We start from the raw sequence: 14728 nt of genomic DNA, 5'->3' as shown, positions 1-14728 counted from the left end.
CGACGCTACAGGGCGACTCGTTCGACGCGGATCGGCACTCCGGTCAACCGCGCCATACCGGCCAGGCGCTCGATGTGTTCAGGGTTGCTGGACATCAGTGTGTTGACGTTCGCGCCGCCCGCTCGGTTGGCCAACCGCCAGCCGGCCGTGCCTTTGTGGCCCCAGCCATGCGGGACCGCCACGACGCCGGCGACGATGTCCTTGGTGACGATGACGGGCACTTCGATCTCGCCGTGCTCCGACGCGATGCGCACGATATCGCCGTCGACGATGTTCGCCGCGGCCGCGTCGTCGACATGCATGCGGGCATTCTGAGTCCGTTCGCCGCGCATCAGCAGCGGCGCGTTGTGCATCCAGGAATTCTCGGATCGGGCCTCGCGTATGCCGATCAGCCGCATCGGATATCCGTCGGGAGTTTCGCGTCGCGCCAGCTTGGCGATTTCGGCGGCGATCTCGTCGTGCCGAAGCCGTACTCTCCCGCCGCGATAGACGACGGTGTCCTTAAGCACGCCCTCGCGCAGGTGCGGCGCCAGCACGACGCCGTGGGGATGTTCGGCGGTCAGGCGGGAGAAGGACAGCCCGCCGCGACGCAGTCCGAACCGGTCGCCGTCCTCCCCCAGCCGAATGATCGCGTCGACGAGCAGCCGCGGAGTCAACCGAACACCGAATAGCGACAAGGCCTTTCGTGCGGTGGCCAGCATCGCGAACCCCGGCGTTCGCCGCCTCAGCCGCGAGGTGAGGTCGTCGATGATCTCCCACTCGGCGCGGGCCTGGCCCATCGGCGCGATGACGGCTTCAGTGGCCTGCCGGAACGGGGTGGGCTGCAGAGTCTGGAACGGCAGCGGAAAGTCGTCGCGCTCGTACATCGACGTCGCGGGCAGCACGTAATCGCAATGCGCCAACGTCTCGTTGACGTACAGGTCGATGCCGACCATCAATTCGAGGGCGTCGAGCGCCGTCTCCAATTCATTGCCGTTGGGCACCGACAGCACCGGGTTGCCCGCGCTGACGAGCAGCGCCCGGACCTGACCCCACCCTGCCGTGGTGATCTCCTTGGCCATCACCCCGGCGGGTTCTGACCCCAGCACCGACGGGAAGTCGCCGATGCGTGAACGCCGGCGGGAGTAGATCGTCCGCAGCAGTGCGCCGCCAGCCTTGCCGAGCCAGCGCTCGCCGGGAAGTCCGAAGCGGCCGAACATGCTGCCGCCCGCCACATCGAGGTTTCCTGCCACCAGGTTGACCGCGTCGAGCAAATACGTTGTGAGTGTGCCGTTTTCGCCGATGCTGGTGCCGACCCGTCCGTACACCGCGGCACGCTCGGTGCACGCCAGGTCGCGGGCCAGTGAACGCACGGTCTCCGTGTCGATCCCCGTGCGCAGCGCCGTCGCCTCGGGACTGAACGGCCTCGCCAGCTGCTCGAGCCACACACCGCCGTCGGCCTGGCGCGCGATCCGGGCCCGATCGACGAGGTTCTCGCCGAACATCACATGCAGAAGCGACAGCAGCAGGTAGGCGTCGCCGTCGGGAACAATGCCCAGCCATTCGAACTGTGCGGCGGTCTCCGTCTTACGCGGATCTACGACAAGTACCCGGCCGCCGCGTTTGACGATGTCGTGCATGCGGTCCTTGATCCGCGGCACCGTCAGCACGCTGCCGTGAGACACGACGGGATTGGCCCCGATCACGACGAGTAGATCGGCGCGAAGGACGTCGGGCACGGGCAGCGCCAGGGGTGAGCCGTAGAGCAGTTGGCTGGCCACGAACCGGTTGTTGACGTCCTGGCTGCCTGCCGTGAACACGTGGAGCCTCGGGCCGAACCCGAGCATCATCGTGGTCAGGCTCAGCGTGTGGCTATAACTGAAGGCGCCGGGATTGCCGTAGTACCAGCCGATCGCACCCGACCCGTGCCTGCGATGGATGTCGGTCAGCCGGGCGGCGATATCGGACATCGCGGTGTCCCAGCCGACCGGTTCGAACTTGCCATCAACCGTCCGCCGCAGCGGTTCGGTCACCCGGTCGGGATCGTTGACGATCTCGCTGAACGCGACGCCCTTCTGGCAGGCGAACCCAGCCGAGAGCGGGTGGTCCTTATCGGGGCGCAGCGCGGTGAGGCGGCCATCCTCGACAGTCGCGATCATGCCGCAGAGCGGCTCGCAGATCCGGCAGAACGTGGTTTTCTGAACGCCAGGCTTGTGCTGGGTGCTCATCTTCCGACGTTCACGAGGGACTACCTCTCGACGGTCCTGGTCTCGACGGTTGGGCTGTCGACGGTCGGGATGACGCCCGTCGGGGCGTCGTCGTCATGACGATGCCTGCTGCTGGCGGTTCCGGCGAACTCATTGGACTGATACTTGTGGGTGCCTTCGAGGTCGTCGCGGATCGCCTCCTGCGCGGCCGGCGGCAGCGTGTGAAGGATTTCGCGGACGCGGGCCTGACGACGGCCAACGGCCTGACGTTCCGGCATACCCGGGGTCGCCATGATCTGCGGCGGCACACCTTCGATCTCGTCGGTACCGCCGTCGTGGTGACCGGCATCTACCATGGCCTGCTCCTCGGCCATTGTCGACTCGTCCTTCTCCTCCGACATGCCGATCGGTCCGATGCGGCGACCGTTGAGGAACTGTTTGACCACCGGCTCGTCGCTGGTCAACAGCACCTCGCGAGGACCGAACATCACCAGGTGCTTACGGAAGAGCATGCCCATGTTGTCCGGCACGGTCCTGGCGATGTTGATGTTGTGCGTCACGATCAGGATGGTGCAGTCGATCTGCGCGTTGATGTCGATGAGCAGCTGGCTGAGGTACGCGGTACGAACGGGGTCCAGACCGGAGTCCGGCTCGTCGCAGAGGATGATCTGCGGGTCGAGCACCAGCGAGCGGGCCAGGCCTGCGCGCTTGCGCATACCGCCGGAGATCTCGCCGGGGAACTTGTTCTCGTCACCGCCCAGACCGACAAGGTCGAGCTTCTCCATAACGATGTTGCGGATTTCGCTTTCCTTCTTCTTGGTGTGCTCACGCAAGGGGAAAGCGGTGTTGTCGTAGAGGCTCATCGAGCCGAAGAGCGCGCCGTCCTGGAACATCACGCCGAACAGCGTGCGGATCTCGTAGAGCTCCTTGGCGGTGCACTCGATGATGTTGGTGCCGTCGACGATGATCTTGCCGCGCTCGGGGCGCAACAGGCCGATCAGCGACTTGAGGAACACCGACTTACCGGTACCGGACGGGCCCAGCAGAACGCTGACCTCGCCCGCTGGAACCTCCATCGTGACGTCTTCCCAGATTCGCTGGGGGCCGAAGGACTTGGTCAGTCCCTCAACTTGAATGCCAATGCCCACGCGCGCGATCCTTCCGCCAATGTCGCAGGCCACATGCCTCCCGCCTGTGGCTTGAGTCACTGTAGCGCACGCCGATACGCAGCACTGCGGATGTGTCACGTCCGTAATCTCGGATGCCGGCGGACGGAATTAACCTGCACGTCAGGCGGGGTGTGGATGTCGCCAAGCCGACGAGCTATGCGCTGCTGCGACGTCTTTCGGCGTAGTTTGCGGTACTCGCGCGGCAATGGTCGTTTCCTGGCGCGGCGCCGCGACGACCAATAGCTAAGGCCATCAAACGGCCGCCGGCTCCGACGCGGCGCGGTCGGCTGGAGCTGCAGTTCTGACTACGTGCGGTGAATCACACTCCGAATTTTGCGAGCCGGAACGCGACCCTGGCTGCAGACGCAGAACCGCCCGGGACCGTGTGATCCCGGGCGGTTCGTGACGTGCTGAGTTACTTGACGGTGACCGTCGCGCCAGCGGCCTCGAGCTTGGCCTTGGCCTCCTCGGCAGCCTCCTTGGCGACCTTCTCGAGCAGCGGCTTGGGAGCGCCGTCGACGAGGTCCTTGGCTTCCTTGAGGCCCAGGCCGGAGACGATCTCGCGGACGACCTTGATGACGCCGATCTTCTTCTCGCCGGCGCCCTCGAGGATGACGTCGAACTCCGACTGCTCCTCGGCGGCCTCGGCAGGAGCGCCACCCGCGGCGGGACCGGCAGCCGCGATGGCGACCGGAGCGGCGGCGGTGACCTCGAAGGTCTCCTCGAACTTCTTGACGAACTCAGAGAGCTCGAGCAGCGTCAGTTCCTTGAACGCATCGAGCAGGTCGTCGGTGGACAGCTTGGCCATGATTGGTCCTTCCTGATTTCTTCTTGGTTATCGGTGTGTGGTTCGGCTACTCGGCCGCGTCGGCCGGTGCCTGGTCTTCGGATGACGCCTCGGCGGGAGCTTCGGCTGCTGACTCTGCGGGAGCTTCGTCGGCGGGTGCCTCGGCGGGAGCTTCGTCGGCGGGTGCCGCTCCAGGCTCCGAGGCCTTCTTCTCTTGCAGTGCAGCAAACAGCCGTGCGGCCTGAGACGCCGGAGCGTTGAACAGACCGGCTGCCTTGGACAGATTCGCCTTCATCGCGCCGGCCAGCTTGGCCAGCAGCACCTCGCGCGATTCCAGGTCGGCAATCTGCTCGACCTCGGAAACGCTCAGAGCGCGGCCGTCCATGTAGCCGCCCTTGATGACGAGGGCCTTGTTGTCCTTGGCGAACTTCTTGATCGCCTTGGCGGCGTCGACAGCCTCGCCCTTGACGAACGCGATCGCGGTGGGTCCGACGAACAGCTCGTCGAGACCCTCGATGCCCGCCTCCGCCGCGGCACGCTTGACCAGCGTGTTCTTGGCAACCGTATAGGTGGCGGACTCACCGAGCGAACGGCGCAGGTCCTTGAGGTTGGCAACCGTCAGCCCGCGGTACTCGGTGACGAGCGTCGCCGTCGAGTCCTTGAACTTTTCGGCGATGTCGGCAACCGCGGTGGCCTTTTCAGCCTTGGCCATGCATGCCTCCTCGTAGATGGGGACCGAGGGAGCCGAGAAGGAATCACGTCCGGAAATGACGAACGCCCCGACGCAGACAGGTCGGGGCGCACAAACATGTACTAGCCTCGTCCCCCTGCGTGGGCCGCCTGGCAATCCAGGACCTTCAACCGATTTCTCGGTGACCAACGGTCTTCGGTAGAACGTCGCCAAGAATAGCCGACCACCCGCCGATCAGCCAAAACGCGTGCGATTTCGGCGTGCGCAGTCTCGCTGAGCGTGACCCGTCACGCCGAATTCAGCGGGGCAATCGCTCAGCGACGCCTGCCAACGCGGACAGATGGTCGTCGACGGTCTTCAGGCCCTTGCCCATCGTGTTGATCGACACATGGCTGGCGCCCACCTCGGCCCAGGCCGCCAACCCGGCCGCGACGGTATCGGGATCGGCGGCGTCGACCCTGCCCTCCAGCCCGATCGCCTCGGGGTCGCGGCCCGCGGTGATCGCCGCGTCCCTGACGATCGCGCGGGCGTCGTCGAGCTTGGGCCCGGGACCCGTCATCGGGAACCACCCATCGGCGATACGCCCGATCCGTTCGTAGCCCTTGGCCGATGCGGAACCGATCCACACGGGGATCGGTCGCTGCACGGGAAGTGGTGCGATGCCGGCTCCTGTGACGGTGTCGAACCTGCCATCGAATGTGACGCTGCGTTCCGTCCACAGCCGTCGCATCAGTTCGATCTGTTCCTCGGACCGCGCGCCCCGAGTCTTGAAGTTCTCACCAAGCGCCTCGTATTCGACGGCGTTCCAACCGATTCCGACGCCGAGGCGAAACCTGCCCTGCGACAACAGGTCGACTTCGGCGGCCTGCTTGGCGACCAGCGCGGTCTGGCGCTGCGGAAGGATGATGATGCCGGTGACGAATTCGAGAGTCGTGGTGGCCGCCGCGAGGTATCCGAACATCACGAACGGCTCGTGAAACGTGGTGTCGATGTCGTACGGCCCATTCCACCCCGCGTGCACGGCGGTATCGGCACCCACGATGTGGTCGTAGGCGAGCAGGTGGGCGTACCCGAGGTCTTCGACTCCCTGCCCGTAGGCGCGCACGGCACCAACGTCGCCGCCCAGCTCTGTTTGGGGAAACACCACGCCGATACGCACGCCCCTATGACACCACGGCCGCAGGTCTATTCCGCCATACCCGTCGCGAGCAGCACCACCATCGCGAGCAGCAGGGTCACCCGCAGCCAGTGCAGCCGATCCCACCGCCGAGCAAGGTCCCGGTCCACGGCGTCGGTCCAGCCGCCGATGCGGTTGTTGATCGGCACCATCAACGTCACCGTCATCAGGACGACGGCGGCCATCACCGCGGTCGCGGCGAACAGAAGCCAGTTCGGCCACGTCACGACCGTCGCCGCGATGAGCACCACCAGCGTGGCGACGTACCAGAACGGCATGACGCGGCCCAGCACCCGGCTGGCGTGGCTGCGGGCTTGCCGGAACGCGTCGTCGGGCAACCGCCCGAAAGCCGGATTGGTGAAGGCGCCGACGGCGAACTCGACGCCGACCATTGGACCGGCGATCACCAGCGCCAGGATTTCGATGATTTCCCTCATGCTTCGACGGTGCGCGTTATGCTGACAAAAAACAAGGTACTGACAAATTTGTCAGCTGGAAGGCGTGCGATGGCGGTATCCAAGAAGGGCATCAACGAGTGCCCGATCGACGCCGCGCTGACGGTCATCGACGGGCGATGGAAGGGCACGATCCTGTGGCGGCTCCAGGACGGCCCGATGCGGACAGCGGAATTACGACGCAGCATCCCCGACATCACCGAGCGGATGCTGATCCGCCACCTCCATGAACTGGTCGACGCAGGCATCATCAACCGCCACGATGCCCAAACGGTGCCGCCGTGCGTGCACTACTCGATATCGAAGTACGGCATGACCCTGGCTCCCGTACTGGAGAGCTTGTGCGACTGGGGCCGAAAGCACATGGCCGGCGTCGGCTCCGAGTGATTTCGGCGTGCTTGAACACGCTCAGCCACGCCGAGCGTGACCCGTCACGCCGAAATCACCAATGCCGCGGCGCCGACGAGTCCGGCGTCGCCGCCGAGTTCGGCGGGCACGACCCGCAGATCGCGGATGAAGTCCAGTCGCGCGTAGGAGTCCAGCGCCTCGCGTAGTGGGTCGAACAGCAGCGCACCGGCTTTGGCCACACCTCCGCCGATGACGACGAGATCGAGGTCGCAGACCGCGCCGACCGAGGCGATCATCGCCGCCACCGCCGTCGCACCCCGCGTGAAGGCCCGCAGCGCGATCGCGTCACCCGCGGTCGCGGCGTCGGCCAGTTCCTTGGCGTCGGCTTCGGCGGGTGCATCCCAGCCCTGCTCTCGCGCCCACTGCGCCATCCGCGGACCGCTGGCGATCGTCTCGACGCAGCCGCGCCCGCCGCATGCGCACGGCCCGCCATCCGGGTCGACGACGACGTGGCCGACGTGGCCGGCGTTTCCGGTGCGACCGTCGTACGGCGCGCCGTCGAGCACCAGCCCGCCGCCGACGCCGGTGGACACCACCATGCCGAGCAGGAACTCAGCGCCACGCCCCGCGCCACGCCACCGCTCCCCCATCGCCATGCAGAGCCCGTCGCCGCCAAGCCGCACGGGCGCGCCGACGATCCCGGACACTCGGTCGACGATCGGAAAGCGTTGCCACTCAGTGATATTGATCGGGCTGACTGTTCCCGAAGGCACGTCGATGGGGCCGGCCGATGCGATGCCGACACCGCGCACAGCACCGCCCGCCGCCGCCAGCGCCTCGGTGGCCAACGAATCGATCACCGCCCATATCGCTTCGGGATCCCCCTCGGGCGTCGGCTGCTTCGCCTGGTGGACCAGCGTGCCGTCGTCGTCGACGAGGCCGACGGCGATCTTCGTACCGCCGATGTCGATGGCGAGCGTCGGTGTCCTCATCAGTGCCGGTGGGTGTTGTCGGGCTGCCGCGGATCGCCGGGATGCTCATATCCCGGGGCCAACTCGACGACCGCGGCGCACCGGGCGTCCAGCCACAGCCGGAATGCACGGCGCCGGGCCGCGGCACGAAGGTGTTCGGCGACGCCGGCAGTGTCGGCGAAGCGCGACGGATTCCGCGCCGCGTAGTCGGCCACCGCATGATCGGTCACGTCGACGGTGTCCGTCACGCTCGCGAACAACGAGCGCGCGAGCGGGTCGCTCAGCACCGATGCCGCCACGCTGCCGATCTCGAGCCGCACGGTCATGTCCGGCAGCAGAGCGTCCTCGGACGGCGCATCGTCGGCGCTCAACCCGCGCGCGGTCGCCTCGGCGGCCACCACGCGTTCATTGACCAGAAGCTGTGTCAGCCAACGTCTCAGCTGTCGTCCCTCACTGGTACCCGGACGCGGTAGCGACGACGCGGACCGTGACTCACGCAGCCGTGCTTCGCGCGCGTCGACCTCGTCAACCGCGACCGGGACGCCGCCGACCGTCGCTGCGACGCTCATCGGACCGTCACCCTGACCGCGGGCGAGTACAGCAGCTGCCCGGCGGCCGCGACGCGGACCAGTGCCCACCACTCGCCGGGTTCCACCCATGACGGCGGCGCGACGTCGAAGCTGAGTTCGGAGGTGCCGCGAGCCGCCAGCTCGACACCGGAAGCCCCGGGCCCCATCCACTCCCACGTCCCCCACGGACTGATCAGGTGGGCCTCGATCGCGATGCCCGCGTACGCGTCGGTGGCGACGCCGACTGTCAGCTGCGCTTGCTCACCGGCCTTGACGTCGAGGGGCTGCGGGTCGGCGACGAACCGCAGCAGTCGGTCGCCCTCCGGCGCGGACACCGATACGACGCACACGTCCTCGACCACCTGGCGCCACGAGGGCGGCATCGACACGTGGTGGCCGGTCAGCGCGAGTTCGGCGCGTATGGGATACAGGCCCGGCGAAACCTCCGCAGGCGCATTGAGCTCCACTTCGGTCGCCAGGTGCCCACCCGGGGGCAGCATGAACGGGAGCTCGGCGGGGTCTGCGGTCCATCCTTCCGGACACAGCAGCCGCACCCTGCCGTGCAGCACCGCATCGCTGCAGTCGCTGGCGAGCGTAAGCCGCAGCTGCGCTTGCGAATTCGGCTCGGCCGCGACGTGCTGTGGATGCAGGTATGCCACGGCGGGCAGCCCACCGAGCGGCGCGGGTCCTCGGTTGTGCAGCCAATAGCGTGCGTACAGCGGTTGTGCCGCCTCGGCGTCCGGCGCCAGCACCGAGTGATCGGCTTCCAGAACCTTCGGTAGGTTCAGCCGCGTCAGCACGGTGGCGATCTCGAATCCGTGCAGGGTGAGGCCGTCCGGCGAAAGATGTTGGACGCGGGGCCGTTCGAGGAGGTCGACGCGCGCATCCGCCGAGACGCGGTGCAATCCCGCGCGAACCTCCACATGGGTTGCCGCTCCGGAGGTCTCGACCAGGCGCACTGCCACCCCGTCCTCGGGATGAACGTGGCGAGCGCTGCCACCTGCCAGCGGGTTGCCCGCGGCCTTCAGTGCGCCGAGCTGCACCGTGCCCGCGGGCTCGATCTCCAACAGCGACCCCCACGGCGGTAGACCGCCTGCGGCACTGGAGGTCTCGGTGACCACCTGTGGCGGTCGGGAGAACTCCGCGCTGCGGGCCGGGATCGCGGTCTGGCGCCAGTCACCGTCACCCGAGACCACTGCGTAGTCAAAGGTGTGCGTCCAGTGCTGCAGCTGGAAGTTGGACCCGTCGGGTGCGGTGCGACGGGGCGGATCGATCCAGGTACCCGACGGCCATCCGGTGCACGACCGCATCAGCGAGGTGTGCAGGGTGCCGTCCGGGTCGACGGCGAATCCGGGCACTCCGCGGTTGAGCACTGCGACCGTGCGTGATTCGAAGGGCTCCAGGCCGGCGGGCGCGTTCTGGTCGACGACGATCTCGAAACCGGTGAGGTCCTCGACGACGGACTCCACGGCGGCGTCGAGCTCCGATCCGGCGATGACGAGCACCGGTAGCGCACGCACCGGACGCAGATCGGCACCAGGTACCCACTCGTCAGCAAGCGGCGCCGCGGCAGGCACCCAGACTCTGGCTCGGCCAGTGGCTTGCAGCTGACGCTCGAGCTCCTCGGTGTAGATCGGGTCGGCTTCGGCCAAAACCGTTGCAGTGAAAGAGTTCTGGTCAGATCCGCCAAGCGCGATCCGCGCGTCGGGCAGATTGGAGTCGACGCCGAGATCGCCGTAACGCGGATGGTCGGCAGCACTGCAGGTCGCGGTGACCCCTGCACGGACGAGCGCAACCATCAGCGCGCGAGCCATCGGCTCCGAAGCCGAACCCGTCGGAGCCACCACCTCGGCCACCGACACCGCACGCACGCCGTCACCGACTCGTATCCGCACGGCCGACGACAACCCGAACCAGCCGTACGCCGGGTTGTCCAGCGTCCACGGATGTGTCGCCGCGTCGACGGCCGACTCCTCACCCTGTCGGTGCAGCAGCCCGAACCCACGGCCGATCACCGCATCTCCGACCTCGCTGACCGGCAGCGCGCCCGGTACCGGACAGGGCCACCGCAGCCGCAACAGGCGGTCTGCGCCGGTGAACTCGTCGATGGTGGTGCGACATTCCACGCGTGCGACGTCGTGCCACAGCGTCAGAGTCTGCGTGTAGCGCAGGAGATCTCCGATTCGGCCGTGGACGACGATCCGCTCACCCAGGGGTCCGCGATACGCCTGAACCTCGGCCCGGCCCGCTGACGAGCAGACGACAGGTCCCTTGGGCAGCAGATGCCACGGGCCTTCGCCTGCCTGCGGATGTGCGGGGTATTCGTCGTAGACGGCGAGCTCGTTGCCGACCTTCGCATCGGCGATCAGCTCACGTTCCGACGGGGCCTCGATCAGTGAGCTGACCCCACCACCGCGTTCCGGGTCCACCCGGAGGCGGTAGTGGGTATTGCCGATCTCGTTCCCGTCCAACGGCTTCCAGCTCTCAGCGGACGATGCGGGGACGAGTCGATAGGACTGCCAGCCCAGCGACGGCACGTCACGCGCCAGCCAGCTGACCACCCGCCCGCCGTGTTCGACATGGGCGGGCAGCTCGGCGCCCTCGGCGTCGAACACGTGAACACCTGCGCCGACGGGCTCGTCGAATCTGGCGGTCACGACGTCACTGCGTTTGTGCGCCAACGCGTTCCAGACGACGACGGCGCCGTCGACAGCGCTGGACAGCAGGGCCAGTGCATTGTCGCGGGCCGTCGTGCCGAGTTCCCAGGCGTCGCGCCACCCCGTCAGCAGGTCCAGGTAGACCTGATCGGATTCCGAGCCGGTGATCGCGTCATGGTGCGCGCCGTAAATGAGCTGCACCCAGGCCTTCGCCAAGGCGGCCTGCGGATAGGTCGCGCCACCGAGCAGGCCCGCGAACACGGCGAACTTCTCGGCGTCGAGCACCGCGTCCTCGGCCGCCCGGTTGGCCTGTTTGGTGTCGATGTAGGACACGTGACAGCCGGTGTAGATCGGATTCATGTCGCGTGTCTGCGGAGACGCGGCGACGCCGCGTTCCGTGAGTTCGTTGCGTACCGCAGCGAAGAACTCTCTTGGCAACGCGCACACGAACTTCGGCCACGTGTAGCGCGCGTTCCAGTCTCGGTGGATCTCGGTGACCCATTTGTTCGGCGGCGTGTAATCCGTACCGACGGGCAGCAGCACGTTGCGCGTCAGCGCCACCTTCTTCAGTCCCGCGAACAACGCGTGCGTCGCGGCCTCGGCCTCCTCGAGCGTGGCCGCCGAATCCATCCACCACCCCGCCGCGTAGTGGGCGGGCATGTAATGGGTGAGCAGGCCGCGCCCCGACGGTGCTATCCACTCGAACTCGCTGCTGAACTGCATGCGTTCGGGGTCACCGCCGCCGGCCATCGGGCCCCACTGGTGATGCGGACCGCGCGCCCACGAGCTGGAGGTCAACCCGGAGTCGGCGGCCATGCCGGGGAACTGGGGGTCGTGCCCGAAGGCGTCGAGCTGCCAGGCGGTGGCGGGGTCGGCTCCCAGAATGTCGCGCTGAAAACCTATGCCGTGCACGAAGTTCCGGATGGTGGTTTCAGGGCTGGTCAGGTTGGTGTTGGGTTCGTTGTAGGTGCCGCCCATGATCTCGACGCGGCCGTCGGCGATGAACCTGCGCAGGTCGGCGCGGTCTTCGGGATGGGTGTCCCAGAACGGTTTGAGATAGTCGACTTCGGCTAGCACGAACTTGTATTCGGGTTCGCGCCGCGCCATTTCGAGGTGGGCCCGCACCAGGTCGAAGCCGTTGGTCTGGCGGCAGCGGCCCGGCGGGTCCTCAGTCCAGACGCTGGTGTACGCCGCCTGGGTGTTCCACCACACCGGGTCGTAATGGAAGTGGCTGATCATGTGCATGGTCCAGCCGGGCTCGGCGACGGTGAACACGAACGGGGTGATGCTGTCGCCGGCGACGACCCGCGCGTCACGCACCTCGCCGACGACCGGATCGATCACCGCGACGGGCACCTCGACGCTGCCGTCGCCGGGCTCGGCTTTCACACGTCCGCTGAGGCGATCACCTTCGATCCGCACGCTCCCGGTTCCACCGGTGTAGGTGACCCGCACCAACTGCTGCGGCGTCTTCGATGGCCCGGTGAAAAGCTCCGTCGACTCCGCGGAAATGACCTGCACGCCAAAACCCTACGGCGTCAGGCCTTCGAGATGTCGACGACCAGGGCACGGTGATCCGAGATCGGCAGCCTGGGCGCGTAGCAGTTGTCCACCCGCAGTCCCCCGTCGTCGGTCAGGATGTGATCGAGTTGCGTCTCTGGTCCGTCGGCCGGGAACGTCGTCGCAGCGCCGAGCGCTCGCAGCCCGCTCAGGCGGCCGACCTTGGCCGGCGCCATGTTCAGATCGCCCATCAGCACGTACGGACCCGGGAACGCCCGAAGGTCCCTCATCAGCAGCCGCATCTGCCTGCGATTCCACCCGGGCACGAACGACAGATGGGTGTTGGCGACGGTCAGCGGACCCACCGGGGTGTTTAGCCGCGCGACCACGGCCGCCCGGGGTTCCTCTTTGACGACCAGCACACGGTTGGGTCCCCGCAGGTACATCGGGAACTTCATCGGGATTCGAGGCAGCCGCACCACCTGCCAGTCCTCAGCGGGATATCGCGACAGCAAGGCGATGCCGTAGGCGGCCGTACCCGGCTGTTCACGGCCCGTCGCGGCCATCCACGTCGCGCCGGGCGTGCCCGAGATCGCGGCGACGAACCGATGGCTCACGGCGTCCATGGCCTCCGCGGCCACCGCGGTCAGATCGGCCATTCCCGAGCGGGGCTGGTCGAGGTCGACCTCCTGCAGCGCGAGGATGTCGGGATCGAGTTGCCGGATCGATTCGACGAGTCGGTCCGGGTGAACAACGCCGTCGTGGACGCTGCGACCGTGCAGGATGTTGAAGGTGGCCATCCGCATGGGTACTCACATACCCGCAATGGCCCCGGACCACCAGGAGACATGTGCCCGCACGAAACGACGATCTACGCGATGCGCTCAAACGTGCCGCGTCGGCCCTACGCGCACAGGGCCCGGATTTCGCCCTGGGGGGCAGCTATGCGCTGTGGGTGTTCGGCGGACCCGAACCCGTCCACGACGTGGATTTCGTCGTCGCCGAGGCCGACACGGAGAAGGCGGCCGCCACCCTGCAGGCCGCTGGGTTCAATATCGAGCGAACGCCCGAGGACTGGCTGTTCAAGGCGTGTGTCGGCGACGACTTCGTCATCGATGTGCTGCACCGGCTCAACGGTGTGCCGGTCGAACCGGAGACGATCGAGGCGGCTGAGGAGTTCGACGTGCTCGCGGTCAGGATGCGCGTCATGGCGCCGACCCACGTACTCACCGAAAAACTCAACGCCCTCAACGAGCACAACTGCAACCTCGCGGCGTTGATGCCCGGCGTCCGCGCGGTCCGCGAACAAGTCGACTGGGACCATGTGCGAACCGCGACGAAAGACAACGATTTCGCGGCTTCGTTTCTGTTCCTCGCCGATCGGCTCGGACTGACGTCGTGACGGCGGCCTCCGGCCTGACCATCGGAGAGTTCGCCACGTTGACGCGTCTGAGCGTGCGGACGTTGCGTCGCTATCACGCGGCCCGACTCCTCGAGCCGAACACAGTGGATCCGTTCACGGGCTACCGGTACTACACGCCGGAGCAGATACCGACTGCGCAGGTCATCTACCAGTTGCGGCAGCTCGACGTGCCGCTGGCCGAGGTGGAGTCGATCCTCGCCGCCGACGACCCGCAGCAGCGCGCCGAGGTGATCGCAGGCCATTTGCGGCGTCTCGAGGATGAGCTCGACCGAACACGGACGGCAGTCGTATCGCTGCGCCGGCTGCTGCGTCCCGATCCGGCCGAGATCGAGGTCGAGCTGCGATCCGTCCCCGCGCGTACCGTGGCGGCGGTCAAAGGGCATGTGCGGCTGGATGAATCACTCGAATGGTACGACTCCGCGATGGCGGAGCTGGACGCCGCGTTCCCTCCAAAGGAACGCACCGGACCGCCCGGCGGTCTGTACGCCAACGAATTGTTCACCGACGGCGCCGGGGATTTCGCTGTCTTCCGACCGGCTCGGGCGCCCCGACCGTCCGGCCGGATCGAGGTCGTCGAGCTGCCTGCGGCCGAACTCGCTGTCACGGTTCACCCGGGGCCGCACGACGACATCGACGTGACCTACGGTCGGCTCGGGGCATGGGTCGTCGCGCACGCACTCGCCGTGGATGGCGGTATCCACGAGGTCTACGTGGTCGGCCCGCGCGACACCTCCGACCCGGCGAGCTGGCGCACCGAGATCGGCTGGCCCGTGTTCCGTCTCGCCAGCGACTGAG

General features: G+C 67.2%; 13 protein-coding genes. 3 read left to right on the top strand and 10 right to left on the bottom strand.

Annotated features, from left to right (window positions below; all coding sequences use genetic code 11):
- Nucleotides 1–5 precede the first annotated feature (5 nt).
- The 6 genes from AB4Z42_RS03145 to AB4Z42_RS03120 all read right to left on the bottom strand — a co-directional run bounded on the left by AB4Z42_RS03145 (nt 6) and on the right by AB4Z42_RS03120 (nt 6447).
- A complete protein-coding gene (locus AB4Z42_RS03145) occupies nt 6–2207 on the bottom strand; it encodes a molybdopterin-containing oxidoreductase family protein (protein ID WP_442007644.1) in 2202 nt (733 codons plus the stop codon).
- A 20-nt stretch (nt 2208–2227) separates the two neighbouring features.
- Nucleotides 2228–3334, bottom strand: coding sequence for an ABC transporter ATP-binding protein (locus AB4Z42_RS03140; RefSeq protein WP_442007643.1), 1107 nt, complete (start codon nt 3332–3334; stop codon nt 2228–2230).
- Between the two features lie 436 nt (nt 3335–3770).
- The gene (gene rplL / locus AB4Z42_RS03135) at nt 3771–4163 is read right to left on the bottom strand and encodes a 50S ribosomal protein L7/L12 (protein ID WP_442007642.1); all 393 of its coding nucleotides are present in this window, start codon (nt 4161–4163) and stop codon (nt 3771–3773) included.
- Nucleotides 4164–4209: 46 nt separating this feature from the next.
- Nucleotides 4210–4854: a 50S ribosomal protein L10 gene (gene rplJ / locus AB4Z42_RS03130; protein ID WP_442007641.1), complete on the bottom strand. Its 645-nt coding sequence runs from the start codon at nt 4852–4854 to the stop codon at nt 4210–4212.
- Between the two features lie 277 nt (nt 4855–5131).
- Entirely contained in the window at nt 5132–5992 is an 861-nt protein-coding gene (locus AB4Z42_RS03125; RefSeq protein WP_442007640.1) for an LLM class F420-dependent oxidoreductase, read from the bottom strand.
- Between the two features lie 26 nt (nt 5993–6018).
- Nucleotides 6019–6447: an anthrone oxygenase family protein gene (locus AB4Z42_RS03120; RefSeq protein ID WP_442007639.1), complete on the bottom strand. Its 429-nt coding sequence runs from the start codon at nt 6445–6447 to the stop codon at nt 6019–6021.
- Between the two features lie 69 nt (nt 6448–6516).
- Here AB4Z42_RS03120 and AB4Z42_RS03115 point away from each other — a divergent pair, with 69 nt between their 5' ends.
- The gene (locus AB4Z42_RS03115; RefSeq protein ID WP_442007638.1) at nt 6517–6852 is read left to right on the top strand and encodes a winged helix-turn-helix transcriptional regulator; all 336 of its coding nucleotides are present in this window, start codon (nt 6517–6519) and stop codon (nt 6850–6852) included.
- Between the two features lie 44 nt (nt 6853–6896).
- Here AB4Z42_RS03115 and AB4Z42_RS03110 read toward each other — a convergent pair whose 3' ends face one another.
- From AB4Z42_RS03110 to AB4Z42_RS03095, 4 genes are read right to left on the bottom strand one after another with little or no spacing between them, the layout of a single operon-like run.
- Nucleotides 6897–7805 (bottom strand): ROK family protein, encoded by a 909-nt coding sequence (locus AB4Z42_RS03110; RefSeq protein ID WP_442007637.1) that lies wholly within the window; start codon nt 7803–7805, stop codon nt 6897–6899.
- A complete protein-coding gene (locus AB4Z42_RS03105) occupies nt 7805–8443 on the bottom strand; it encodes a DUF7158 domain-containing protein (protein WP_442007636.1) in 639 nt (212 codons plus the stop codon). The genes AB4Z42_RS03110 and AB4Z42_RS03105 overlap by 1 nt, the downstream gene beginning before the upstream one ends.
- Nucleotides 8350–12531 (bottom strand): NEW3 domain-containing protein, encoded by a 4182-nt coding sequence (locus AB4Z42_RS03100; protein WP_442007635.1) that lies wholly within the window; start codon nt 12529–12531, stop codon nt 8350–8352. The genes AB4Z42_RS03105 and AB4Z42_RS03100 overlap by 94 nt, the downstream gene beginning before the upstream one ends.
- 17 nt (nt 12532–12548) lie before the next feature.
- Nucleotides 12549–13316: an endonuclease/exonuclease/phosphatase family protein gene (locus tag AB4Z42_RS03095; protein ID WP_442007634.1), complete on the bottom strand. Its 768-nt coding sequence runs from the start codon at nt 13314–13316 to the stop codon at nt 12549–12551.
- 44 nt (nt 13317–13360) lie between these two features.
- Between AB4Z42_RS03095 and AB4Z42_RS03090 the strand changes: the two genes are divergently transcribed.
- Together AB4Z42_RS03090 and AB4Z42_RS03085 are read left to right on the top strand one after the other, a co-directional pair.
- Nucleotides 13361–13912, top strand: coding sequence for a nucleotidyltransferase (locus tag AB4Z42_RS03090; RefSeq protein ID WP_442007633.1), 552 nt, complete (start codon nt 13361–13363; stop codon nt 13910–13912).
- Nucleotides 13909–14727 (top strand): MerR family transcriptional regulator, encoded by an 819-nt coding sequence (locus AB4Z42_RS03085; protein WP_442007632.1) that lies wholly within the window; start codon nt 13909–13911, stop codon nt 14725–14727. Before AB4Z42_RS03090 ends, AB4Z42_RS03085 begins: the two co-directional genes overlap by 4 nt.
- Nucleotide 14728: the final 1 nt, after the last annotated feature.

It is taken from the genome of Mycobacterium sp. 2YAF39, from assembly GCF_052114565.1.
Taxonomy (GTDB): Bacteria; Actinomycetota; Actinomycetes; order Mycobacteriales; family Mycobacteriaceae; genus Mycobacterium.
This window is presented reverse-complemented; position numbering and strand designations above follow the sequence as displayed.